Origin of the sequence: Streptomyces sp. NPDC005899 (assembly GCF_040629645.1) — a bacterium.
GTDB lineage: Bacteria > Actinomycetota > Actinomycetes > Streptomycetales > Streptomycetaceae > Streptomyces.
The window spans coordinates 1-22450 of sequence record NZ_JBEXWB010000066.1 but is presented as its reverse complement, the minus strand read 5'-3'; the positions used below and the strand labels follow the sequence as shown (position 1 = coordinate 22450).

The window sequence follows — 22450 nt, the reverse complement described above, 5'->3', positions numbered from 1 at the left end:
ACATCGTCGCGAGCTCCACCTCCTGGCCGTGGGCGCCCCGCAGGGGGCGGGGGGGGGGGGGGGTGCGGCGCGGCCGGTCACCGATCACCCCGCCCGTGTCGAGGTGATCGTGCACCGCGGGGCAGCTGCCTTCACCGCTGCCCGTGCCGTTGAAGCGCAGTCGTCGGGCCATGACCAGATCCTCTCGCCGGAAGCCGATCACCCCAGCATCACCAAGCTGCGTGCTCACGATCACAGGCTGCGGCCTCCTGCGTGAGAAAAACCGAGCCAAGCACGAGAGCGTGTGAGAAAAAGCGAGAAAACAGCATACCGCCCCCCGGCCCGCCGCTTCTAGCGTCCCTTGCATGACAACCACCGAACAGCAGGACGTCGCCCCGTACACGGCGATGGAGTTTCTGCGGGCGGCGCCGGCCGGGGCCGGGATCGTCCTGCCCTCCCTGAGCGTCGACACCGCCTCGCCCGCACTGCGCCTCGTCGACCTCGGGCGGGTGCGCTCCGACGTCGCCGCCCGCCTGGCCCAGGCGCTCCGGACAGGAGTCCGTGCGTGAACGGATGCGAAAGGCCGGCCACGCCCCTTGGCCACGGCGAACTGCCCTATCCCCGCGGAACCCTCGTCCGGGACACGATCTCGGAGCGCACCGGCCTGCTCACGGGCGTCCTCGAGGAGCGGCTCAAGAAGTCGGGCAAGCTGGTCAGCCGGCAGGCGTTCATGGTGCCAGAAGGCGGTGGCCTCGAATGGGAGGCACCGCTGGATCGCGTGAGGCCCGTGGAGCCCGGAGACGCAGCGCAGACCTGATGGCCCCGCGCCGGTCACGGCCGACTCAGGGGTTCTTCCGGGGCTCACCCGCAGGCACGGGGGTGAGCCCCGGCGTGGTCGGCGCTTCACCCGGCGCACCGTCGGCGAGGCGGAGCGGACGGCTCAGGAAGCAGCGAGCGTCGTGACGGGCCTGGAGGCCGAACGCGGGCCCCGGCGCCCCGGCCTTCTCGCCGTCACCGGCGCCCGGCCCTCCACGACCTGTTCCCCAGCCAGTGTTCCCTTGCCGCGGCGCAGCACCGCCTGGACGTACGGGCCCTCCAGTTCACCGGCCTGGGCGCGCAGGCCGTCGGGTGTCGAGCCCGGATAGTCCTGGAGGATCGCCCACCCGCTGTACCGGTGGGCGCTGTCGACGCTCGCGGGAAGGACCAGGGCGGCGGCTTCGAACGCGGCGCGTTCGGCGAAGCTCCCCTATCTCTCCCTTGAGAGGGAAGCCAGCCGCATTCTCAGTGCCGCCGCCTTAGGTGGGCGGTCACCGAATCACGCGCTGAGCTTGCGGAGGCGTTTGGCGTGCTGGTGCAGGATGAACGTGCCGAGCTGCGTAGCCGGAGCGCGGGTTCGGGCGACCTCGCCAGGCGTCAAGTACCGTCCTCGTTCGGTGACTTTCTGATCGCGGAGGTCTTCGGAGTGCTTGGTGTGCACGACCCGTACTGTGCTCCACCTGGCGCGTGACTGCGGGCAGCGCCACCCCCTGCCCGGGCACAGCGGGCGGTGCCTTCCGACGGTGCCGGCGGGCGGCCGTGCTGCTGCGGAGTGATCGTCCGGCCGGTGGCGTCGCGGCCGTCCGCGCCGCACTTCCACGGCCCCCAGATGTGGGCTCGGACCTCTTCGGGAGTCGGGGTGCCAGCGAGGTGGGGTCCATCGCCCGGTGCGGGTTGTCGTCGCGGAGGGACGCGGTGATCTCGATGTCGCCGTGGGACAGCGGGCCGGGCCGGCCTTCGAGGTGGACCCGCAGCACGGCCGTGGAGCCTGCCTCGCCGGCCACGACCGTGCAGCGGAAGTGCGGGGTGAGATCGGCGTGCAGGCGCTGTTGCTCGATCCGGGGCAGGGTCCGCGCGGCTCCGTCCGGAGCGTCGGCGGCGCCCCGCGCGGCGGTGGAGGGGTGGAAGCCGAACGGACAGACGGCCAGGTCGTCGCGGGTCGCGCCTACCGGCTCACAGGTGAAGGACGCCGAGGACATGCATCGCAAGGGTCGGGCGGCACCCGGGAGGTCCCCGGGTGCCGCCCGTTGCCGGGGCGGGTGCCGCTAGGCGACGTTGACCGCGGACCAGGCCGCGGCGACGGCCTTGTACTCGGCGCTGGTGGAGCCGTACAGCGCGGAGGCCGCGTTCAGGGTCGCCGTGCGGGCGGCCTTGTAGTTGGTCGTCGACGTCATGTACGTCGTGAGCGCCTTGTACCAGATCTGCAGCGCCTTGGCGCGGCCGATGCCGGTGACGGTGGATCCGTTGGAAGTCGGCGAGTTGTAGGTCACGCCGTTGATCGTCTTGGCACCGCTGCCCTCGGACAGGAGGTAGAAGAAGTGGTTCCCGACCCCGGACGAGTAGTGCACGTTCAGGTTTCCGACGCCGGAGGACCAGTAGTCCGCCGAGTGGCCGTCCCTGCTGGGCCTGTCCAGGTAGCGCCCCGGGGTGCCGTTGCCGTTGAAGTCGATCTCCTCGCCGAGGAAGTAGTCACCGGGGTCGGAGGCGTTGCGGGCGAAGAACTCCACGCCCGTGCCGAAGATGTCCGAGGTGGCCTCGTTCAGGCCGCCGGACTCGCCGCTGTAGTTGAGGCCCGCGGTGTTGGCGGTGACGCCGTGGCTCATCTCGTGCCCGGCCACGTCCAGCGAGGTCAGCGGGTGGGTGTTGCCGCTGCCGTCGCCGTAGGTCATGCAGAAGCAGCCGTCCTGCCAGAACGCGTTCTTGTAGGCGTTGCCGTAGTGGACGCGGGAGTAGGCGCCGACACCGTTGTTCTTGATGCCGTTGCGGTTGAAGGTGCTCTTGTAGAAGTCCCAGGTCTCCTGCGCGCCGTAGGCGGCGTCCGCGGCGGCCGTCTGGTCCGTGGACGAACTGGAGGCCGCGCCCGTGCCCCAGACGTTGTCGGCGTCGGTGAACAGGGTGCCGGTGCCGTAGGTCCCGTGCGCCAGGTTGTACGTCCTGTGGCCACCGCGCGAGGTGTCGTAGAGCTGGTACGTCGAGCCCGAAAGGGTGGTGTTGAGGCTGACGGTGCCGGCGTACAGCGTCTTGCCGGTTCCGGTGGCCGTCTCGACGCCCTGGTACTCGAAGAGCTTCTTGCCGGTGACGGCGTCGGTGATGACGTGCAGCTGGTTGGGGGTGCCGTCGTCCTGGAGGCCGCCGACGACCGTCTCGTACGCGAGGACGGGCTTGCCGGAGCCGGCCCAGATGACCTTGCGGGCGCCGTCCGCGGTGGTCTTGGCGGAGCCGAGGGCTCCGGCGGCGGACACGGCTTGCTTCTCGGCCTTGGCGGCGGAGATTTGCGGCTTGAGGGAGGCCGGCTTGAGGGCCGCATTGTTCGCCTTGGTGACGCCCTCGGTCCTGCCCGTTTTGGCGGTGTGGACGATCAAGTCGCCACCGAGCACCGGGAGGCCCGCGTAGGTGCGCTCGTAGCGGGTGTGGAGGGTGCCGTCGACGTCCTTGACGACGTCCTTGACCACCAGCTTCTCCTTGGCGCCGAGGTCTATGTCCTGCGCGGTCTCGGCGGCGCCGGCCTGAGCTTCCTGGAGCAGGGAGGTGCGGGCCGCGGTGGACAGCGCGATCGGGGCGGCGGTCAGGGACTTGGCGGCGGGTTCGGCCGGGACGGCGTTGGCACCGGTGGTCAGACCGGTGGTGAGGAGGGCTCCGGCGGCGACAGCGGTGGCGATGGCCAGAGTGGTGCGCTTGTGGCGCGTGTAGAGGGGGTTCACAAAAGCTCCTTCGTGGGGAAGTCCGGTCAGCGTGGGTTGCTGGCCGGATAAGGGGGCGTTGAGAAGTTGCTGTGCTGCAGCGGCGGGAATAGCAGTACGTGGCGCGTGCATGACATACATCTGAAGTCATGTTGGCCGAAACCCGAGCACCTGATGGATGTTGCAGCGGTGTGCACTGGTGCCGTCCGAGGGCGCCGCACCCCCCGGACGTCCTGGTTCCGCGCCCTGACCGTGTGATGCCACCGGACCCGGCACGGGTGGGAAGCGTCAGGGCTCTCCACCTGTGCAGGAGCAAGCTGGTGAATCTGGGCGGGTCACAGCACCAGAAGCGCCATGAGTGCGGTCAGGGGGCCTGCCAGCGGCGTCGGGCGGCGAAGGCGCCGCCGCCCAGAGCGGCTACCGCGACGGCGAGGAGCGTCGTCGGAGTGCTGTCGGACATGCCGTTGCCGGTTGCCGTGGTTTCGGCGGACTTGTCGGCTGCCGCGATGTCGGTCGACGTGTTCTGTGCGGCGGCGGCATCGGGAGCCGCGTTGCCGAATCCGCCGGCCATGCCCTTCTTGTCGTAGGCCGAGCCGCGCAGCTTGTCGCCGTAGGCGCTGTGGACGTGCCGGTAGTAGGCGGCCAGCGATGTTCCGGAGGCGCCGACCACGGCACGGGCCTCGGTGTTGAGCGGGAGGACCTCGTCGCCCCGCACGGTGTACCAGGCGTTGATCTGCGGCTCGCGGAAGACCGTGCCCTTGCCCTGGGCCTTGGTGGCGTAGTCGGTCTCGGTGGTTCCGCTGGCGATGTTGACGACCTGCCAGCCCTTGGCTGTCGGGGCCGTCTGCACGGTGGCCGTCTGGCCGGTGGGGGAAACCACGTCGGTTGCGACGAAGGCCGGCGCGGCGACCGGCGCGCCCGCCTCTCCGGTCACGAAGGCGGGGTTCAGCATGCTGACGGTGATGCTATGGCCGACGACGCGAGGGGTGGTCTGCCCGTCCTGGGCGGCGTGCGCGACGCCGCGCGCGGGAGCGCGGGCGAAGTACTTGCCGAGAACGGTGATGGTGCTGTCGGCGGTGGCGGCCGCCCGGCCCGCGGAGAGCTGCGCGGCCGTGTAGGTCTGCGGAGCGCTTGCCTGGGGGGAGGCGGAGGCGGTCGTGGCGGCGAGGCCGAGCGCGGCGACGGCCAGCGCTCCGGCGCTCAGGGCGCGTATCGGGGAGGAGGTGCGCAGCACGGCGGTCCTAGGAGTCTGGGCGGTCATCGTGTCACGCTCCGATTCCGTAGAGCGTGTGGGTCCAGCTGAACGTGCTGTTGTTCTGGTAGTAGCTGTAGGACGCCCAGTTGTAGCGGTTGTCGCTCGGCCACGGGTCGCCCCAGTAGACGTAATTGGTGGAGGTGTCGTAGCCGTAGAGCACCTCCATGTGGCCGCCGCCGGAGGACCACAGGATGCGGGTCTGCACGGGGCGGTCGTAGTTGATCTCGCTCTGGAGCTTGGTGTAGCTGATAGGGCTGCTGATGTAGGTGCCGGGGGTCATGCCCAGCCACCGGTACGCCCTCTGGTCGTTGCTGAGGTCGGCTTGGCTGTTGGGACAGGTGGTGCCCTGGCTCCTGCCGAAGGCGGCGTTGCAGAAGGCGTTCTGTGTCGTGGAGTGGCCCTTGTACGCGGCTATGGAGGCACCGGTGGCGGCCCAGCACCAGTTGGTGTTGCTCTGCACCTGCTCGGTGAAGCTGAGTACCTTCTGGGTGCCGGCGGCGGAAGCGTCGGCGGCCGATACGGCGGTCGACGAGAAGACCGCGGCCAGCAGGAGCGACGATGCGGTCAGTCCGCGCCGCCACCGGGACAGGCCCGGACACTGTGAGTGAGGTGCCATGAAACCGGTTCTCCCTAGGGGGACGGAGAGTGGGGAAGTGTCCGCACGCTTCCTCGTGGGGAGGGACGTTCGAACGCTTGCCGACGAGAATCACGTCATGACGGGTCTCGGTCAACGTCCTCCTGCGGCCGCGACAGCGGTGATGTGAACCGCCGGCCCCAGCGATGTGAACACGATGGCCTACACTGCAACCTCTCTGGCCTGCGGTGCCGGGCGTGACGCGAAGGTGAAAGTGAATATTCACATGGTGTCCCCAAACGCGCAAACAGGAGGAAGCGGACGGGTCTTTCGAAGAGTCGGACTGCGGTCGGCGGGACGGAAGAAGGGATACGGCTGCAGGAAGCACTGCGCACAGGACCGTTTTCGCTCGCCCTTTGCACGGCGCTGTCCGCCCGCGGCCTGGCTCTGCATCGAGTCCGGGAAAGGCTGGCCGAGCGGGGCATCAACGTGAGCGTCACGACGCTCAGTTACTGGCAGCGCGGCATTCGCCATCCGGGCCGGCGGGAGTCGCTGCGCGCGATCGCCGCCTTGGAAGATCTCCTCGACCTGCCCGGAAAGGCGCTGATCCAGTTGCTGGAGCCGCGCGACACCACGGGGCATCCGGCCGGCCGCCGGTACAGCACGCTGGTCGGCTCGGGCATCGGCGACCTCCTGGCAGAGCTTGAAGCACCGCAGGACGGTGGACTGCACACCGTCATGCAGAGCGATACCGTGACCATCGACGCTCACCGGCGGTTGGCCTCTCGCCAGTCGCAGCAGGTCCTGCGGGCCCACCGCGACGGCGTGGACCGCTACCTGGTCGTCCACATCGGCGAACACGGCTGCGCGGTCGAATGTGTGGACGTCACTGAGCTGGTGAACTGCCGTGCCGGCAGGGTGCGCAGGAGCCAGGAAGCCGGTCTCGTGGCGGCAGAGCTGCTCCTCGACGCCCGGTTGCGGGTCGGCGAGACGACGATGGTGGGCTACCGCTTCCAGGACGGTACGGGTGAAAGCTCCCAGGGATTTTCGCGGGCCTTCCTGTTCTCCGATAGTCCCTACGCACTCCAGATCACCTTCGACCGCGCCGCACTACCGGTGCGGTGCCGCAGCTTCACCCAAACCTCGGTCTCGATGCCGCCCACGTTCACCGCGGATCTCACACTCAACGCTCATGGCGCCCTCCACCTCTTCGAACAGGAAGCAGCTCGCGGCCTCCTGGGCATCTGCTGGGACTGGGAGTAGACGGCGTCCCATGAGGCGTGATCGGTAGGTCTGCGGCAAGGACGTCGCTGAGCGGCCGGTGCCGGACACGTTGTGGGTGATGTCCCAGCGGGAGGTGCCGTCAGCTCCGACACGGCCACAAGGTGGCGTTCGGCGGCAGTGCGGGGATCACGAGGTACCAGCGGTTGGGCCTTGACCCCGAATTCTGGACACGGGTTATGCGGCTTGTGTCAGCGTAGTGGGTGGGTGGCGAAGGGCGTTTTCGAAGGTGATCGGTGATCGTTGTCCGAGGTGGGAGTGTCGGCGGCGGGTGTTGTAGCGGTGGAGCCATCGGAAGGCGTCGAGTCGGGCCTCGCGCTCGGTGGACCGAGTCGGGCCTCGCGCTCGGTGGACCAGCTCTTTCGTCCTTGCAGGGTCTCGCGTTTGAAAGTCGCGTTGAAGGACTCGGCGAGTGCGTTGTCCGCGCTGGACCCGACCGCGCTCATACTTTGCCGCACCCCTGCTGACCTGCAGACTTCAGCGAAACTCCTGCTCGTGTACTGGGCTCCGTGGTCGGTGTGCATGATCGATCCGGCAAGGCTGCCGCGGGTGCGGATCGCAGCGGCCATGGCGTCGGTGACGAGATCCGCGCGCATGTGGTCGGCGATCGCCCAGCCGGCCGGACGGCGCGAGGCGAGGTCGATTACGGTCGCCAGGTAGCAGAACTTCCCGCCCTCGATGGGCAGGTAGGTGATGTCACCGACGTACTTCGTGTTCGGAGCCTGGGCGGTGAAATCTCGGCCGATGAGGTCAGGCGCTTTGGCCGCGGCAGGGTCGGGAACGGTGGTGCGGTGCCGGCGCCGCAACCGGACCCCCTCGATCCCGGACGCCCTCATGATCCTGGCGACGCGCTTGTGGTTGAGCGCCTCTCCGCTCGTCTCGCGGAGCTCGGCGGTGATCCTCGGGACTCCGTAAGTGCCGTCCGATTCCTGGTGCACCGCCCGTATCCGGGCCGCCAGGCGGGCATCGGCCACCTGCCGGGCGGCCCGGTCCGCAGCCGTCCGTCGCCAGTAGTAGAAGCTCGAACGGGCGACGCCAAGGATGCTGCAGAGCCGCTTCACGCCGTAGCGGCGCTGGAGGTCGGCGACGCACTGGAAGCGGTTCACCAGCGCGTCTCCCCGGCGAAATACTTCGCCGCTTTGCGCAGGATCTCGCGTTCCTCCTCGAGCTCGCGGACCTTCTTCCTCAGAGCCGCGTTCTCCGCCTCCAACGGTGCCTGCGGCTGAACCGGTTCCTGCGTCCGGCGCCCCCGTGGACGGCTTGCTCCGGCAGCCCGGACCCAGTTCCGCAGGGTCTCCGGGTTTATCCCCAGATCGGCGGCGACCGACCTGATCGTCGCCTCCGGCCGCGACTCGTACAGTGCGACCGCGTCCGCCTTGAACTCCGGCGGGTAGTTCTTCATGACCACGAGATGTCCGTTCTCAGATCCTCAGGATCCAGTGTCTCGTGTGTCCAGGATCAGGGGGCAAGGCCCCCTACCTCCTCACCCCCGACCGACGTCCCGACGCCGAGACCTGAGCCAGGCGCGCCGCGCAGGAACAGGTACGACACCCCGTGCCGAACTGAAGGGCGGCCCCTCGACGAGAACTGATGGGCTTTCGGGTACGTCTCGCCGGATCACCGACCGTTCCGGGGCGCGGGAATGCGCGGCAGCAGTTCCCACAACGGACGTCCGCCGCTGGCCCAGGTGGCGAGGGTGCGCCGGTCGGCGAGGTGCATGTGCAGCTGCGCTGCGAGGGGTGCGCAGCGGGTGGAGAAGCGGCCGTTGGTGACGACCAGGACGATGTCGGCGCCGTACAGCTGGCGGGCGGTGCCGTTGACGCGCTGGAGGTCGGGGGTGCCGACGGCTGCACCGCGGTCGCCCTCCTTGCGATGCTTGGCCTGGATGACCCAGGTGCGGCCCAGCGGGTCGGTGGCCAGGACGTCGGCGCCGTTGTCACCGGCCCCGCCGATCTGCCGGGCGTCGGTGCATCCGTCTCGGAGCATCAGGTCGCGGATCGCGTACTCGAAGTCGCGGTGGTGCAGGGCGTCCAGCTGCGGGAGCCCGTAACGCAACGCCTGCTGCCGGACCCGGTCCCATGCTTGCTGCCGGCGGTAGCGGTGGACCCACACCGTCCCGCCGGCGGCGGCGAGCGCCGCGAGTACGAGCAGCGCCCACCAGTTCACCAGCAGCCAGGAGATCACCGCCCAGACCAGGGCGAGGCCTGCGAGGGCACCGAGTCCGAGCAGGAGCAGCTGAGTGTCGCGGCGCTGCTGTCGGCGTGAGCGGCGGCGGCGCGGGGGCGCGCTGCGGCGTGCCGGACGACGTGCGGCCGGCCGGCGGCGGGGCGGTGGGCGGCGGTTGGCCATCAGGCGCGCTCCGGTTTCAGCGGGAGGAGTCGGTGACGCCGCCGGCGAGCTGGCCCAGGAAGTCGCCGATGCCCTCGCCCAAGGGGGTCGGGGCGATGACGACGCCGAGAGCGAGCACGATGATCACGGTCAGCTTCTCGTCGTTCCGGCTGCGGGACTCAGTGCGCCGGCGCAGCCGCAGCAGGACGATGACGGCGAGCAGCACTCCCACATTGATCGTCAGCACGTTCTTCCGCCCCCGGATCACCCTCGGTCTCGTTTCGACCCCTCTGTGTATCCGCATCGCGCATACCGCGCCTCCAAGTCACCGGATGATGACGCAAAGACACCGATTGGCTCGATCAGGCACAACGAAGCGCAGGTGGGGCGTAGAGCGGTCGCACCGGGGGCCGGCGCAAGGGAAGGGGCCGCCGTGGCGCAGCAGGAGGCCCAGCCCGATCGGCGAGCGGTGAAGGCCTCGGGGCATTCGAAGTGTGGCGGGCTCGCCGCCCCCCGCCCCCGCGACTCCACCGCCCTGCGCCGCCGCCTGCTGCGCCTGTCCGTACGACTGTGGTGGCATCCCTCCTGGGAACCGCCCCCTCAGTGCCGGCGGCACGCTCCGAGCTGCGCCACCTCGCCCGTGCCCACGGAGCCGTCCGGGCCGCGTGACCGGTCGCTCCGGTCGACCAGGAGCACGAGGTCGCGACAGGGGTTGCGCCTATCCGTTGCGCTGGACGTTGCGCCAGGTGTCGCGCGGCCCGCAGGACCGTCCCCATGTCCGCGCAGGTCACCACGCCGTGGTCGGCCTGCTGGCATCCCCGTTGCGGCTGCTCTGCCCATGCCCCTTGGCTGGAGTCGCTCCGTCTCGGCGGGTACGTCGTCGTTGGCTGTGTGCTCTTCGAGAACGCTGAATGTTCCGGTCGCTGACCCGCTCCCTCCAGGCCGGATGGATGGAACAGTTCGCGGCGAAAAGCCTACTCGTTCCACGTCCGGAAGCGGCAGATCAGGAACCGTGCCGGATCTGCTCTCCGGGTGCTCGGGGCGGAGAATTCACTCTCAGGCTGCCGTCCGGATCCGCACCTGCCGATCTATTGTTGCGTCACGTATATACCAATATGGAAGGTTGTTTCCCGTGTCGTATGGGTCGATCGGTGGTTCGGGTGGGGTTCTGGCCGCGACGGGTGTGGTGGCGGGTCAGCTGTGGCTGGTCGTGGCCAGTGCGCTGCTGGTGCTGGCCGGGGCGGGGCTGGTGCGGTTCGGGTTTCGTCGGGGCCGTGGCCCGGTCGCCCGGTGAGCGGGGCCACGACCGTGGTGCCCGGCGCCGACGCGCTGGGCACCACCAGGTCCGGTTCCGGCGCGCCGTTCCTGCCCCGGGCCTGGCACGCACCCTCACGGGTGCTGTTCCTGGCGGGCGTGGTGCCGCTGACTGCGTTCACCGCCTGGGGCGTCACCCACGCGGTGGCTGCGGCCGATGAACTGGGCGGGCACGGGTCCACCGGGGTGCTGGCCGTGCCGTGGCTGGTGTCGTTCCTGTGCCTGTGGTGGGTGCCCGTGTCATGGCTGGAGCGCCCCCGCAAGGCCGCGCCGGCTGCGGCGGCCGGCCTGGACCGGCTCACCGTGACCGTGCAGGTCCCCGTCTACAACGAGGACCCGTCCGCCCTGCGGGCCTGCCTGCACTCCGTCCTCGAACAGTCCCGGCAAGTCACCCGCATCCGCGTCGTCGACGACGGCTCCGCCCACCCTGACGGCACTCCGATGACGTATGACGACATCCACACCGAGCTCATGGAACGCGCGGCCGCCCTTGGCATCACGGCCACCTGGGACCGCACCCCCAACCGCGGCAAACGCTGGGCCCAGATGCACGTCCTCACTCACGACGACGCCGACATCTTCGTCACCCTCGACAGCGACTCCGTCCTCGACGTGGACGCTATCGCCGAGGGCCTCAAGCCCTTCACCGACGCGAAAGTGCAGTCTGTCGCGGGCCAGGTCCTCGTCCTCAACCACGACGCGAACCCGCTCACCCGGCTGATCTGTCTGCTCTACCTCCCCTTCACCCGCGGCCTGCGCAGCGCCCAGTCCGTCCTGCGCCGGGTCACCATCAACTCCGGAACCCTGGCCTTCTACCGCGCCGACGTCGTCCGCGCAGCCGCCGGAGTCTACGAGCGCGAGCAGTTCTGCGGACGGCCCATGCAGATGAACGACGACTCCATGCTCACCTTCTACGCCCTGCTCGCCGGAGACACCGTCCACCAGCCCTCTTCTCTGGTCTTCACCCTCGCCCCTGAACGCTGGCAGCACTACCTCAACCAGCAGATGCGCTGGATGCGCGGCACCACCGTGCGCCACCTGTGGTGGCTGCGCTACATGCCCCTGGGCAGCATCGTCTTCTGGACCACCGTCACCGAGTACCTCCACCTCGTCCTCGGCCTCGCCATCACCACCGCCGTCCTCCTCCACCCCGACCTCCACGAACACCTGGGCACCGTCGCCACACTCGGCATCCTCATCGGCACCGCCATGAGCTACCTCATGGCCCTGCGCCTGTTCACCGTCTCGCGCACCGACATGACCTCCCGCCAAACCTTGCTCCTGTATGCGGCAGCACCGCTCGCCGCGCTCTGGCGCATCCTCATCCTGCGCCCGATGTACCTCTACGCGATGCTCACCTGTCGCCGCGTCAACCGCTGGGGCACCCGGGACGCCGTCGAGGTCAACCTGAACAGCGGCAAGCCGGCTCGGACCGGCGCGGGCACATGACCGGCACAGCCGGCCCCGACCGCACGCTCCGGCCTCCCACCGGGCGGCAAGTGACGAGTGCCAGGAACACACCGGAACCGCCCTGGGGCACCAGCGCCCGGCGCCCGACCCCGTGAGACGGCCTGCGGTCGCACCGAATCGGTCCGCCGGAACGCCACGGGGCGGGAGTGAACGGGTGAACGTTTTCCCGTGCGGCGGGAGTGTCATGAGTGCGCCGCATGAAGCGTGACCAGACTGCTGTGCGTCGCCCCGCATCCGCCGGGCGGCACCGATCTTCGAAGCAGGGGAACCATGCGCAAGACGACGTCCCTCCTCCTGTCACCACTGGTTGCTGCCACGCTCGCGGCCGGCGTCGGAACGGCGGTGGCCGATCCGGTGGATGTCATCGCCCCGTACGCACAGGCCGCCGCCGAGGTCTCGCCCTTCGGGACCCTGACGAAGGCCAAGAACATCGACAAGGTGGACCGCAAGCGGACCGGTGTCTACTGCCTTCACGTCTCCGACAGTGACATCGACCTGAGCCGCAGCGTGCTCACCGCCACCCTGCGCAGCCACGACTCCCGGCGCGGATCAATCCGCGCCCTTACCGAACCCCAAGCGGTCTGCGGCAACGACCCCCACACCATCACCGTCGCCACGTTCCGTGCGGACGGCACCCACGGCAACTTCGGCTTCTTCGCCACCGTCCAGTAATGTCACCCGCCCACCCAGCACCCCGGTCGGCGAAGCCGCCGACAGGCAGGCGGGCTGGGTGGGCGAGGACGATCGGGCCAGGACGCAGGTTCCCCTCTGCCCGCCAGGCGGCGCTGACGCTGCTGGAACGCGCCGACCCCCGCACGTTTGTCGTCACGCGTCGCTACTGCGCGGGAGTTCTCGAGCCGGTTGATGGTCCGCTCGACCTCATTGCGGCGCCGGTAGTGGTCGCGCTGGAAGCCCGTTGGTCTGCCGCCTTCTCCGCCTTTACGGCGGCGGTTGGCCCGCTGGTCCTTCGGCTCGGGGATCGTGTGCCAGATGTGGCGTCTTCGCAGGTAGCGGTGGTTTCGGCGGGAGCTGTACGCCTTGTCGCCGGTGACGCGGTCCGGCCTGTGCCCTCTGCCACATGATCTTGACCGTTCGCCACGTGATCTTGGCTGATGGCCGATGGGGTGGTTCTGGCATCCTGTGGGAGTGCCGAAGAAGCAGAAGCGCGCCGCGACCTTCGCCGAGGTGGTGGCAGCCCTGCCACCAGCGACGGAGGAGTCGGGTGGCTCGTACGTCGGCACGCCAGTGACGGCACGCGGCTTCACTGACGCAGACGGCTGCTACTGGCGACTCGCCCGCGGGCCGTTGGACCCTCGCCGGGCCAAGCGGCTGGCAGTCGACGCCGACATGATGTCGATGGGCACCCACTACGACCACCGGGTCGAGTGGTGCCTTCCCCGTTTCCTTCCGGAGGCCGAGCGCCCAACCGCCTGGCTTGAAGCGCGGGCCCGGTTCGGTGCCGCCGACCTGCCGGTCCATGAGGCGTACGAGTTCACTGCGGACGACGGCCGCGTTCTCCTCTTCATCGAGACGCACTGCTGAACTCGCGCCCCGCAGCGGCACCCGCCCGATCTGCCCCCGTTCTGAGGACGGGCGCTCTGGACTAGGCCATTTCGTTTGGATCAGCCGGTCGTTGGTCCGGGTGTGCCGTTGACTGATGCGCAGTGGGCGCGGATCGAGCCGTTGCTCCCGGACCGGACGCCGAAGCGGGGTGGCCGCTGGCGAGAGCATCGTGAGGTGATCGACGCGATCGCCTTCAAGTTCCAGACCGGGACGCAGTGGATGTACCTGCCGGAGAAATACGGCAACTGGCGGGGCGTCTACAACCGGCTGCGGATGTGGGCGGCGGACGGCACCTGGGAGCGCGTGTTCACCGCGCTGGTGGCCCAGGCCGACGAGGAGGACGACCTCGACTGGGTGGTGTCGGTGGACTCCACGGTCGTGCGTGCTCACCAGCACGCTGCCGGGGCCCGCAAAAAAGGGCCCCGGCAGGCGAGCCGGCCGATCATGCCATCGGCCGGTCCCGCGGAGGACTGACCATGAAAATCCACCTGGCGGCCGACGGCCGCTGCCGGCCTCTGGTGTTCGTTCTGACCGGCGGGCAGGCCAACGACGCACCGGCGTTCACCCAGGTCATGGAACGCTTGCGCGTGCCCCGTCGTCGGGGCAGGCCCCGCACCCGGCCCGACGTGGTCCTGGCCGACAAGGCGTATTCGTCCCGCGCCATCCGAAACACCTCCGCGGCCGTCGGATCCGCGCGGTCATCCCCGTCCGGGCCGACCAGAACACCCACCGGCTGAGGCGCGGCAGCCGAGGCGGGCGCCCACCTGCCTTCGACCGCGACGCCTACAAGCAGCGCAACACCGTCGAGCGGTGCATCAACCGCCTCAAGCAATGGCGAGGGATCGCCACCCGCTACGAGAAGACCGCCACCATCTATCTGGCCGGCCTCCACGTCGCAGGCATCTTCCTCTGGTCAGCCCGCTGATCTAAACGAAACGGCCTAGTGCGACCTTCAGCGCCTGGCGTACGGGCACGCCGGCGCGCAGGACTCCGCGCATGGTCAGCGCGTAGCCGAAGACGAAAGCCAGGGCGATCGACAGGGCCACGGTGGCCCCGTTGTGCAGGCCGGCGGCGGTTCCGATGACCATGCCGAGGACCTCGCCGATGGCGCAACCGGTGAGGCAGTGCAGGGTGGCCTGGGCCGCCATCCGCCAGGACGTGCGGCCGGGGGCGGTGTGCCCGGAACGGTCGTGCGCGCTGTGCCCGTGGTCCGGTGCGTGGTGGTCCATCGTGCTCTCCCGCCATAGTGCCGTACGGGGACGGCGTCTCCTCGGAACTGCCTCAACCATATACCCCTGGGGGGTATTCCTGGAGGGCGGAGAGCCGCCCCGTTCGGGTTCGGAGCGGCTCTCGCGGGTGGGGGCTACTTTCCGAGCGTCTTGTTCATCCGGGTGATCTCGGCTGTCTGGGAGGCGACGATCGACTTGGCGAGGTCCTTGGCGGGGCCGTAGGCGCCCTTGGCCTGTTCGGTCTTGGCCATGTCGACGGCGCCCTGGTGGTGGCCGACCATCATGTGAAGGAAGGCGGTGTCGAACGCGGCACCAAAGAGCTTCTCCAGCTTGGCCATGTCGTCGGCGCTCATCATCCCGGACATGTCGTGCCCCGAGGAGTGGTCCATGCCGTCCATACCGTCGGCGGCCGGGACGTTCTCTCCCCATCCCTTCAGCCATCCGGACATGGTGGTGATCTCCGGGTCCTGTGCCTTCTTGATGGTGGTGGCCAGGGTCTTGACGTCGCTGGACTTGGCCCGGCTGCTGGCGAGGTCGGCCATGGCGACGGCCTGGCGGTGGTGGGGGATCATGCCCTGCGCGAAGGCGGTGTCCTGGGCGTTGTGGCTGCCCGTGGCGCTTGCCGGGGTCGAGGGGGTGGAGCTCATCGAGTTCATGTCGTGGCCGGAGGAGGCGGGCTTGTCGTTGCTGCCGCAGGCGGCCAGCAGTGCTGCGGCGGCAGCGGCGGCGGCGACGGCAGAGACCCGGCGGGCCGGGGAACGGCGTGCGGTCATGACGGTGCAACTCCTTGATGCGGGTGGATCGGTGGAGGGCGTGCCGGAGCGAGGCACCGCGTCGGCCAGGGCCGGCGGGCGCCGTGCGGGTGCCTCTAGATCCGCAGGAGTTGCAGTTGCGCGAGGTCGGGCGGTGCCCGGCCGGCCGCGATCGGCGTCAGGGGCCAGCCCGGCAGTGCCGCCGTCACGGCGGGGTCGCTGAGCAGAGGCGCCAGGACCGGCGCCGCGGGCGACGCGCTGGTGCCGGCGGCCGCGCAGGTGGCGTCCGCGTGGTGCATGCGCCCGCCCGCACCGTCACCGGTGACGTGCTCGCACGCGTCACCCGCCACGTGCACCGCGGTGGCGGAGGTCATGTGGGCGTCACTCTGGCCCGGCATCGCCGTGTGGCTCGCGGGCATGGCGGCGGGGGCGAGAGCGTGCATGGCCAGGAGTCCTACCAGGACCGCCAGGACCAGCAGGGCGAGGCCGCGCCGGGGGCGCACGCTCGTCTGCCGGGTGACGGTCACCCGCCCATCGTATGCGGGGCGGAACCGCTGAGCTGGTCGGGGCCGTACGCCAGACCACTGAAAAGTACTTTATGTATTTGGGCGCCTACGCTACATGCGTGCCGATGAGGGCGGGCCTCCGTGGACCCTGGATCGTCCCGTGGGAGCTGGTACTGCTCACCGTGCCGGCCGGGCTGCTGCACGTGCTCGGTTGCGCCCACGGCTCCCAGCCGGCCGGGCTCCAGGCATCTCCCGCACCCGCCTGTCCAACCACCTGGCCTGCCTACGCGACTGCGGCCTGGCCGTCGCCGTGCCCGAAGGACGCCACACCCGCTACGAACTCGCCGACCCGCGCCTGGGCCAGGCCCTTCACGCACTGCGCACGGCCGTGGTCGCCGTCGAAGCCGGCAAGACCTGCCCCGACGCCCCGACCGAAGGCTGCTGCTGATGACCGCGATATCCCTGAGCCCCAGCCCCGCGCGACGCGACGTACTCGCCCCGCCGGATACGGCTGCTGGTCGCGACCACCATCACCTACAACGTCATCGAAGCCGCCGTCGCCATCACCGCGGGCACCCTCGCCTCCTTCACCGCCCTGGTCGGCTTCGGCCTGGACTCCGTCATCGAAGTCTCCTCCGCAGCAGCTGTCGCCTGGCAGTTCTCCGCCCGCGAGCACGCCGTGCGCGAAGCACGGGAGAAGGTCACACTGCGGATCATCGCCCTGTCGTTCTTCGCCCTGGCCGCGTACGTCGCCATCGACGCCGTCCGTGCGCTGGCCGGCACCGGCGAGGCCGACCGGTCGATCCCCGGCGTCGTCATCGCCGCCCTGTCGCTGGTGATCATGCCGTTCCTTTCCGCAGCCCAGCGCCGCGCGGGCAAAGAACTCGGCTCTGCTTCAGCAGTCGCCGACTCCAAGCAGACCCTGCTGTGCACCTACCTGTCCGCTGTGTTGCTGGTCGGCCTGATCCTCAACGCCACTCTCGGCTGGTCCTGGGCGGACCCGATCGCCGCCCTCGTCACCGCTGTCATCGCGCTCAAGGAAGGCCGCGACGCCTGGCAGGGCAAGGGCTGCTGCGCGGCCCCCGCCGCCACCGTGGCACCGGCCGCGAAGACGGACGGGTGCGGCTGCCGTCCCGGATGCGAGTGCTGCAACTAACCCCGGAACGTCGCACGTCGCCGGCCGCGAAGGGGCCGGACGTCATCCGGTCCCAGGAGCCGTGAGCCCCAGCTTCCGGCGGTCTGCTGTCACCGAAGGCCGGGCGCGGCCCAGGCCAGCCGATGAACCGCCGCGTACGGCTACGGCCGGACGACGGCATGGAGGCATCCGAAGCCGCGGTGGAGGACTCGCGGGCCGAGCAGCCGTCGTTGGAGAGCAGACAACCGGCTGCTTGGCCTCCTTGTGGCCACGCTACTGGTCGGCGCCCTGCGAGGGGGCGTTCATCAGATCCAGCACGCTCTGCTGGCAGCCGTAGCCGATCGTCCCACTGCCGCCGCTCCAGTGCGGCCCGTACTGGTCGAGCGGATTGCGGTTGCGGTCGTACGCGCTGTTCGCCCACCGGGTGAGCGCCACGCTGTACGGGCGGTCCGAGAATTGGCGGTCGAGGACGCCGAGGCCCCGCACGTAGGCGCCCTTGAAGCTCGGGCCGTCCCCGGTGCAGGTGTCGCCCTCGCCGGGTTCGCGCAGGACGCCGTTGGTCTGGAGCCGGACGGAAGACGCGTCGGCGAGGCCGCGGGCGGTGGTCAGCAGGCCGGCGTCACCGGTGGCCTTGTAGAACTCGGTCAATGCGCCCAGGATGACACCCTGGTTGTAGGTCCAGGTGGGCTGGCCGTTGTTGGCGCAGCCGTCGGTCAGGCCGTCGTTGATCAGGCGGTCACTGTTGATCATGCCGCTGTCGCGGAACCAGTTCCATTCGTTCCTGGCCCGCTCCAGGTAGACGGTGTCAGCCGGGATGCGATTGTGCAGGGCCGAAGTGAGCTGGAGGAACAGCTCGTTGGTGATGGCGTTCTTGTAGTTGCCGTTGGTGCTCCACCGAACCCCGCCACCGCAGGTGCTGTTCCAGTTGGCGTACATGTGGTCCGCGTCGATCCGCGCGGTGTCCAGGTAGCGGCGGTCCCCGGTGAGGTCGTAGGCGGCGATCCAGGCCAGGCCCCACCACCCGGTGTCATCGAGGTACTCGTTGCGGAACTGCCCGCCTTGCGCGTTGATGTTCTTGTCGTACGTGTCGGCGATGGCGTACCGGTAGCTGCCCATGCCGGTGATCCGGATGTTGTCGATGATCGCGGTCAGCGAGTTGGCGCCGGTCCACCAGCCGTTGCCACCGAAGAGCTTGGTGCCCCGGTCGTACGACATCATCAGGGCGGTCGCGGCCGCGGTGCTCCTGCTGCCCGCGTTCCAGGTCGTGCGCGCCCAGGGCGTGCACGCGATGGCGCCGTCGGCCGGCTGTCCGCAGGCCCGCAGCGCCCCGACATTCTGGCTCCCCCAGTCGTCGACGTTGTACATCCGCGTACGCCAGCCGCGCCCACCGGAGGGCACCGCGGTGTCGCCCAGGCGGCTGTCCGCGCCCCAGGTCCGGCCGCCGTCCATCGACCGGTCCAGCCAGACCCGGTCGCCGGCGGCTCCGTTGTCGATGGACGCCCAGCCCATCGCGTCGGCGTCGTCGAAGTGCAGGGCGATCGAGCGCGAGGCGACCGTAGCGGTGACGGGCACCCGGTCCTGCGGACTGAGCGACGGATCGCGCGCGTCGCAGTACTTGTTGCACACGACCGCCGTCGGCGCGGCGGCGGCGGTCGCCGACACCCCTCCGGCGAAAAGTGCAGACAACGTTGTCAGAATCATGCATAGGCCGGTCGCCGTGGATCTCGCTGGCTTCATGGGGGGACTCCCGAACGTCTGGTCGCGCGGCGGGTGGCTTCTGCCGACTGAAGGAGAGCGCTCTCTGAAAGTAGCCAGGCCGCACGGGCACGTCAATGCAATGGACCGCATCCGCGAACAGGCCGTCGCCGCAACGGACTTATTGACAGGCTCCCGCTACGGCGGTCTGATGTGCATGCTTCCGAGGAGACCCCGTTTGCCCGTGTGCCGTCGCCGAGGCCGGGAAGAGGCATGCCTCGACCCGCCCCGTCCGCCCCGTGGACAGCGACCGGCTCACACCTCCCCGCACCGGCCCGCGCGCCCGCCCGGCACACCCGAGCATCTGGACCTGCTCATCGACCAGGTCGACCTCCGCGAAGACCTGGCCGCCATCACGGTGCCGACTTCGGTCATCTCCACCACACTCGACCAGCTGTTCACGCCCTATCACCACCGGCAACTCGCCGACACGATCCCAGGCGCCGAGTACGCCGAACTCTCCACGGGACATCTGCCCTTCGTCGAGCGCCCTGAGGAATGGTGCGCGATCCTCCTCGACTTCCTCGGCAACGCCTCCGCCTGACGCCGGCCCCACGGCCACCCGGGACGCATGGTGAGCAAGGACCTCACCGAACTCCCAATCCGCTCGGTGCCGGTGACCTCGCAGACCCCACGAGCTGAACGACCAAGGGTCGTTCTTACCGAGGGGCCTGGAGATTCTGAGGGACCGGGCCACCGGATGCTGCTCCAGGCCAGAAGGCCGCCGGCAGCAGCATCCGGTGGATATCCGCCAGAACGTTGCACGACACCTTTGACGACAGGCCGTCTGTTCACTAAGTCCATACGCGCCGCCGTGACGGTGGTGCTGACCGCCGCCGAACGCCACCGGCTCAAGAGGATGTCCTACGGCCACAAGACCTCTCACCAGGCCCGGCAGCGTGCCACCATCGTCCTCCTCGCAGCACGCGGCCGGACAAACGCCAGGATCGCCGCCGACAGCCGTCTGCACGTGGCCACAGTGCGTACTTGGCGCGGCCGCTTCGCCCACGGCGGCATACCGGCTCTGACCGACCGCAGACGCTCCGGACGTCCGGCACAATGCACTTCCGTACAGGTCGTCGAGGTCAAAGCTATGGCCTGCCAACGCCCGGCCGAGAGCGATCTGCCGCTGTCACGCTGGTCCTGCCCGGAACTGGCCGCCGAGCTGACAGCGCGCGGGATCACCGACAGCATCTCTGCTTCCACGGTGCGCCGCTGGCTCGCCAGGACGCGTAGACGTGCAGCCGGCCGGTCACAACGGCGCGCAGACTTGGGCCCGGCAACGGAGCGACGGCACTGATACGTAGTGCCCCGGCAGGTAGCACTTCCGGCTGCCGCGCGTGGAACTGGGACATGGGGCGGGCTCTCTGGCGCATGAACCGATGTGTGAGGTGAGTGCCGCGGTGATCCGGGACCGGAAAGTGCGGTGCATGCCGGCCGGTCTGCTGACCGACAGCCATGTGTTGTCCTTCGAGTACCTACCGGGGGTGGTGGCGAGACACGCGGCGGTTGCCGGTTTCACCGACGTGCTGACCTATCTGGGTGATCTGCAGCGTGATGTGCTGCGGCTGGTCACCGGCAGCGGGCTGGAAGCCGCCCGCAAGCCGGGTGGGCAGCAGGCGGAGATTCTGGTGGAGGGCACGGTAGCGGGGCGGGCCTACCAGTACGGCAGCATCACCGTCGCGACCGGCAGTGTCGAGGGCGCATACCGGTGGTGGGTTCCGCTTCTGGACGGAACCGAACGTGTGGGCGTACTGCACCTGGGGCTGGCGACGGACGATGAGGACGTGCGCGAGGCCATGTTCTCGCTCGCGTCGCTGGTGGCGATGCTGGTCGCCGGCGCCCGCGATACCAGTGACTCTCTCGCTCGGCTGTCCCGTACCAAACCGATGAACGTGGCCGCGGAGATGCAGTGGCAACTGATGGCGCCACGCACCTATGCGGACGGCAACGTGGCCGTCGCCGCGGTGATGGAGCCGGCCTACGAGGTCAGCGGCGACACTTACGACTACGCCACCGCAGGTGACGCCGTGCATCTGTCGCTGTTCGACGCGATGGGGCATGACACCGCCGCCGGGCTGACGGCCAACTCGGCCATGGGCGCCTGTCGCAACAGCCGTCGCCAGGGCACGAGCCTGGCCGGGCTCGGGGACGCGATCGAGCAGGTCCTGCTCCAGGAGTTCCGTGCCGAACGCTGGGTCACCGGCATCTTGGCCGATCTGGACACGACCACCGGCGTGCTGACGTGGACGAACCGGGGGCATCTGCCACCGGTCGTGATCTGCGGCGGCCGTTGGACCAGTCTCCTGGACTGCCCGCCCGCCCACCCCATGGGCAGCGATTTCGGCCTGCCCACCGTCCTGTGCCGAGAGCAGCTGCAACCCGGCGACCGCCTGGTGCTATACACCGAGGGCATCACCGAGGCCCGCAACGCGGCCGGCGAGGAATTCGGCGAGGACGCCTTCCGCGACTTCCTCGTCCGACACCATTCCGACAGCCTTCCCGTCGCCGAAACCCTGCGCCGCCTCATGCGCTCCTTGCTCGCCCACCACGACGGGGATCTTCAGGACGACGCCACCATCGTCCTGTGCGAGTGGTTCGGCCCTACCAGCCGCTCCACCCCGGCCACCGCTTCCGTGGCAGGCCTTCCCCAGACATCGAGGTGACCATGATCACGTCGTCTCTGCGCCTGCCCACGATAGGACACCGGCTAATGACGTACGTCGCGGATGGCGCGGGCAAGTGTGCGCAGTCCCTCATCCAATTCGTCGGCCGTGATGGTGAGAGCCGGCAGCAGTTTGACGACCTCGCTCTGTGGGCCGGACGTCTCAATCAGCAGCCCCAGTTCGAAGGCGCGCCGGGCGATGCGGCCCGCGCGGTCCTTGTCGTGGAACTCCAGGCCCCGGACCAGGCCCGGGCCCCGGTACTCCTTGACGTCTGCGCGGTTCTCCTCGGTGATGGCGATCAGGTGCTTTTCGACCTGCTCACCGCGGGTGCGGGTCTGCTTCTCCATCGCCGACCCGTCGTTCCAGTACGCCTCCAGCGTGGCGGTTGCCGTGACGAAGGCGGGGTTGTTGCCGCGGAAGGTGCCGTTGTGCTCGCCCGGCTCCCAGACGTCTAGGGCCTGTCTTCAAAGGCTGTCGCTGGGGCATCATGTGGCGCATGGTGCGGCGACATGAGCTCTCGGACGAAGAGTGGGACGTTCTATCGGGGCTGCTTCCGCGGACGGACACGGGGCGGCCCCGGCGGGACGACCGGGTGGTGCTGAACGGGATCGTGTGGAAGCTGCGGACTGGCTCGGCCTGGCGTGATGTGCCGGAGAGGTACGGGTCTTGGCGGACGTTGTATACACGTTTCCGCAGGTGGGCGCTCGATGGCACGTTCAGGCGGATGCTTGAAACCGTTCAGGCTCAGAAGGATGCGGCTGGGGACGTTGACTGGCTGGTATCGGTGGACTCCACGATCACCCGCGCTCATCAGCACGCGGCCGGCGCCCGTAAAAAGTGCCCCTATGGTTTTCGTCAAGCCGTTGCAGCGGTGGGTGGTTGGTAGAAGGTGCCGTCGCGGAGCATGGCGAAGAGGACGTCGATGCG

The 22450-nt window shown here is 69.3% G+C and carries 18 protein-coding genes and 10 pseudogenes; 15 read left to right on the top strand and 13 right to left on the bottom strand.

What is annotated here, in order from left to right; genetic code table 11:
- Positions 1 to 229, bottom strand: a pseudogene (locus ABZ371_RS11500) (hypothetical protein); the annotation flags it as partial.
- Between the two features lie 115 nt (positions 230 to 344).
- On the opposite strand from ABZ371_RS11500, the gene ABZ371_RS11495 reads away from it, so the two are divergent.
- Positions 345 to 548: a hypothetical protein gene (locus ABZ371_RS11495; protein WP_358676850.1), complete on the top strand. Its 204-nt coding sequence runs from the start codon at positions 345 to 347 to the stop codon at positions 546 to 548.
- Positions 545 to 796 carry a hypothetical protein gene (locus tag ABZ371_RS11490; RefSeq protein ID WP_358676847.1) on the top strand — a complete coding sequence of 84 codons (252 nt, stop codon included), beginning with the start codon at positions 545 to 547 and terminating at the stop codon, positions 794 to 796. The genes ABZ371_RS11495 and ABZ371_RS11490 overlap by 4 nt, the downstream gene beginning before the upstream one ends.
- Positions 797 to 2060: 1264 nt before the next feature.
- Here ABZ371_RS11490 and ABZ371_RS11485 read toward each other — a convergent pair.
- From ABZ371_RS11485 to ABZ371_RS11475, 3 genes are all read right to left on the bottom strand, one after another.
- Positions 2061 to 3716: a M4 family metallopeptidase gene (locus ABZ371_RS11485; protein WP_358676844.1), complete on the bottom strand. Its 1656-nt coding sequence runs from the start codon at positions 3714 to 3716 to the stop codon at positions 2061 to 2063.
- Positions 3717 to 4059: 343 nt separating this feature from the next.
- Entirely contained in the window at positions 4060 to 4956 is an 897-nt protein-coding gene (locus ABZ371_RS11480) for a hypothetical protein (RefSeq protein WP_358676842.1), read from the bottom strand.
- 4 nt (positions 4957 to 4960) lie between these two features.
- On the bottom strand, positions 4961 to 5566 hold the full coding sequence (locus tag ABZ371_RS11475; protein ID WP_358676839.1) for a papain-like cysteine protease family protein: 606 nt from the start codon (positions 5564 to 5566) through the stop codon (positions 4961 to 4963).
- 447 nt (positions 5567 to 6013) lie between these two features.
- Here ABZ371_RS11475 and ABZ371_RS11470 point away from each other — a divergent pair, with 447 nt between their 5' ends.
- Positions 6014 to 6787, top strand: a complete 774-nt coding sequence (locus ABZ371_RS11470; RefSeq protein WP_358676837.1) for a hypothetical protein — start codon at positions 6014 to 6016, stop codon at positions 6785 to 6787.
- Positions 6788 to 6982: 195 nt separating this feature from the next.
- Here the strand turns inward: ABZ371_RS11470 and ABZ371_RS11465 are convergent.
- The 3 genes and pseudogenes from ABZ371_RS11465 to ABZ371_RS11455 all read right to left on the bottom strand — a co-directional run bounded on the left by ABZ371_RS11465 (position 6983) and on the right by ABZ371_RS11455 (position 9380).
- Positions 6983 to 8213, bottom strand: a pseudogene (locus tag ABZ371_RS11465) (IS3 family transposase).
- A 209-nt stretch (positions 8214 to 8422) separates the two neighbouring features.
- Complete coding sequence (locus ABZ371_RS11460; RefSeq protein ID WP_358676834.1) at positions 8423 to 9154, bottom strand: restriction endonuclease; 732 nt, start codon at positions 9152 to 9154, stop codon at positions 8423 to 8425.
- A 16-nt stretch (positions 9155 to 9170) separates the two neighbouring features.
- Positions 9171 to 9380, bottom strand: a complete 210-nt coding sequence (locus ABZ371_RS11455; RefSeq protein WP_358676852.1) for a hypothetical protein — start codon at positions 9378 to 9380, stop codon at positions 9171 to 9173.
- Between the two features lie 222 nt (positions 9381 to 9602).
- Between ABZ371_RS11455 and ABZ371_RS11450 the strand changes: the two are divergent.
- The 4 genes and pseudogenes from ABZ371_RS11450 to ABZ371_RS11435 all read left to right on the top strand — a co-directional run bounded on the left by ABZ371_RS11450 (position 9603) and on the right by ABZ371_RS11435 (position 12589).
- A pseudogene (locus tag ABZ371_RS11450) lies at positions 9603 to 9802 on the top strand (hypothetical protein).
- A 463-nt stretch (positions 9803 to 10265) separates the two neighbouring features.
- Positions 10266 to 10427 (top strand): hypothetical protein, encoded by a 162-nt coding sequence (locus tag ABZ371_RS11445; RefSeq protein WP_358676831.1) that lies wholly within the window; start codon positions 10266 to 10268, stop codon positions 10425 to 10427.
- Entirely contained in the window at positions 10424 to 11896 is a 1473-nt protein-coding gene (locus ABZ371_RS11440) for a glycosyltransferase (protein ID WP_358676828.1), read from the top strand. The genes ABZ371_RS11445 and ABZ371_RS11440 overlap by 4 nt, the downstream gene beginning before the upstream one ends.
- A 291-nt stretch (positions 11897 to 12187) precedes the next feature.
- Positions 12188 to 12589 (top strand): hypothetical protein, encoded by a 402-nt coding sequence (locus tag ABZ371_RS11435; RefSeq protein ID WP_358676826.1) that lies wholly within the window; start codon positions 12188 to 12190, stop codon positions 12587 to 12589.
- A 140-nt stretch (positions 12590 to 12729) separates the two neighbouring features.
- Here the strand turns inward: ABZ371_RS11435 and ABZ371_RS11430 are convergent.
- Positions 12730 to 12981: pseudogene (locus ABZ371_RS11430) on the bottom strand (IS5/IS1182 family transposase); the annotation flags it as partial.
- Between the two features lie 82 nt (positions 12982 to 13063).
- On the opposite strand from ABZ371_RS11430, the gene ABZ371_RS11425 reads away from it, so the two are divergent.
- Positions 13064 to 13459, top strand: a complete 396-nt coding sequence (locus ABZ371_RS11425) for a hypothetical protein (RefSeq protein WP_358676855.1) — start codon at positions 13064 to 13066, stop codon at positions 13457 to 13459.
- A 75-nt stretch (positions 13460 to 13534) separates the two neighbouring features.
- A pseudogene (locus tag ABZ371_RS11420) lies at positions 13535 to 14405 on the top strand (IS5 family transposase).
- A 16-nt stretch (positions 14406 to 14421) separates the two neighbouring features.
- On the opposite strand, the pseudogene ABZ371_RS11415 reads toward ABZ371_RS11420, so the two are convergent.
- The 3 genes and pseudogenes from ABZ371_RS11415 to ABZ371_RS11405 form a co-directional block, all read right to left on the bottom strand.
- Positions 14422 to 14628, bottom strand: a pseudogene (locus ABZ371_RS11415) (DUF4396 domain-containing protein); the annotation flags it as partial.
- A gap of 215 nt (positions 14629 to 14843) precedes the next feature.
- Entirely contained in the window at positions 14844 to 15482 is a 639-nt protein-coding gene (locus ABZ371_RS11410; protein WP_358676823.1) for a DUF305 domain-containing protein, read from the bottom strand.
- A 95-nt stretch (positions 15483 to 15577) separates the two neighbouring features.
- Complete coding sequence (locus tag ABZ371_RS11405) at positions 15578 to 15988, bottom strand: DUF6153 family protein (RefSeq protein WP_358676820.1); 411 nt, start codon at positions 15986 to 15988, stop codon at positions 15578 to 15580.
- 223 nt (positions 15989 to 16211) lie between these two features.
- Between ABZ371_RS11405 and ABZ371_RS11400 the strand changes: the two are divergent.
- Positions 16212 to 16415, top strand: a pseudogene (locus ABZ371_RS11400) (helix-turn-helix domain-containing protein); the annotation flags it as partial.
- Positions 16415 to 17123 (top strand): annotated as a pseudogene (locus tag ABZ371_RS11395) (cation transporter). The pseudogenes ABZ371_RS11400 and ABZ371_RS11395, both read left to right, overlap by 1 nt.
- A 252-nt stretch (positions 17124 to 17375) precedes the next feature.
- Here the strand turns inward: ABZ371_RS11395 and ABZ371_RS11390 are convergent.
- On the bottom strand, positions 17376 to 18803 hold the full coding sequence (locus ABZ371_RS11390; protein WP_358676817.1) for a glycoside hydrolase family 76 protein: 1428 nt from the start codon (positions 18801 to 18803) through the stop codon (positions 17376 to 17378).
- A 238-nt stretch (positions 18804 to 19041) separates the two neighbouring features.
- On the opposite strand from ABZ371_RS11390, the gene ABZ371_RS11385 reads away from it, so the two are divergent.
- The 3 genes from ABZ371_RS11385 to ABZ371_RS11375 all read left to right on the top strand — a co-directional run bounded on the left by ABZ371_RS11385 (position 19042) and on the right by ABZ371_RS11375 (position 21523).
- The gene (locus ABZ371_RS11385; RefSeq protein WP_358676815.1) at positions 19042 to 19401 is read left to right on the top strand and encodes a hypothetical protein; all 360 of its coding nucleotides are present in this window, start codon (positions 19042 to 19044) and stop codon (positions 19399 to 19401) included.
- A 270-nt stretch (positions 19402 to 19671) separates the two neighbouring features.
- Complete coding sequence (locus ABZ371_RS11380; protein WP_358676812.1) at positions 19672 to 20157, top strand: helix-turn-helix domain-containing protein; 486 nt, start codon at positions 19672 to 19674, stop codon at positions 20155 to 20157.
- A 130-nt stretch (positions 20158 to 20287) separates the two neighbouring features.
- Positions 20288 to 21523: a PP2C family protein-serine/threonine phosphatase gene (locus ABZ371_RS11375; RefSeq protein WP_358676810.1), complete on the top strand. Its 1236-nt coding sequence runs from the start codon at positions 20288 to 20290 to the stop codon at positions 21521 to 21523.
- A 44-nt stretch (positions 21524 to 21567) separates the two neighbouring features.
- On the opposite strand, the pseudogene ABZ371_RS11370 reads toward ABZ371_RS11375, so the two are convergent.
- Positions 21568 to 21978, bottom strand: a pseudogene (locus tag ABZ371_RS11370) (aminotransferase class III-fold pyridoxal phosphate-dependent enzyme); the annotation flags it as partial.
- A 41-nt stretch (positions 21979 to 22019) separates the two neighbouring features.
- Here ABZ371_RS11370 and ABZ371_RS11365 point away from each other — a divergent pair.
- Positions 22020 to 22361 (top strand): annotated as a pseudogene (locus ABZ371_RS11365) (IS5 family transposase); the annotation flags it as partial.
- Between the last annotated feature and the right edge of the window lie 89 nt (positions 22362 to 22450).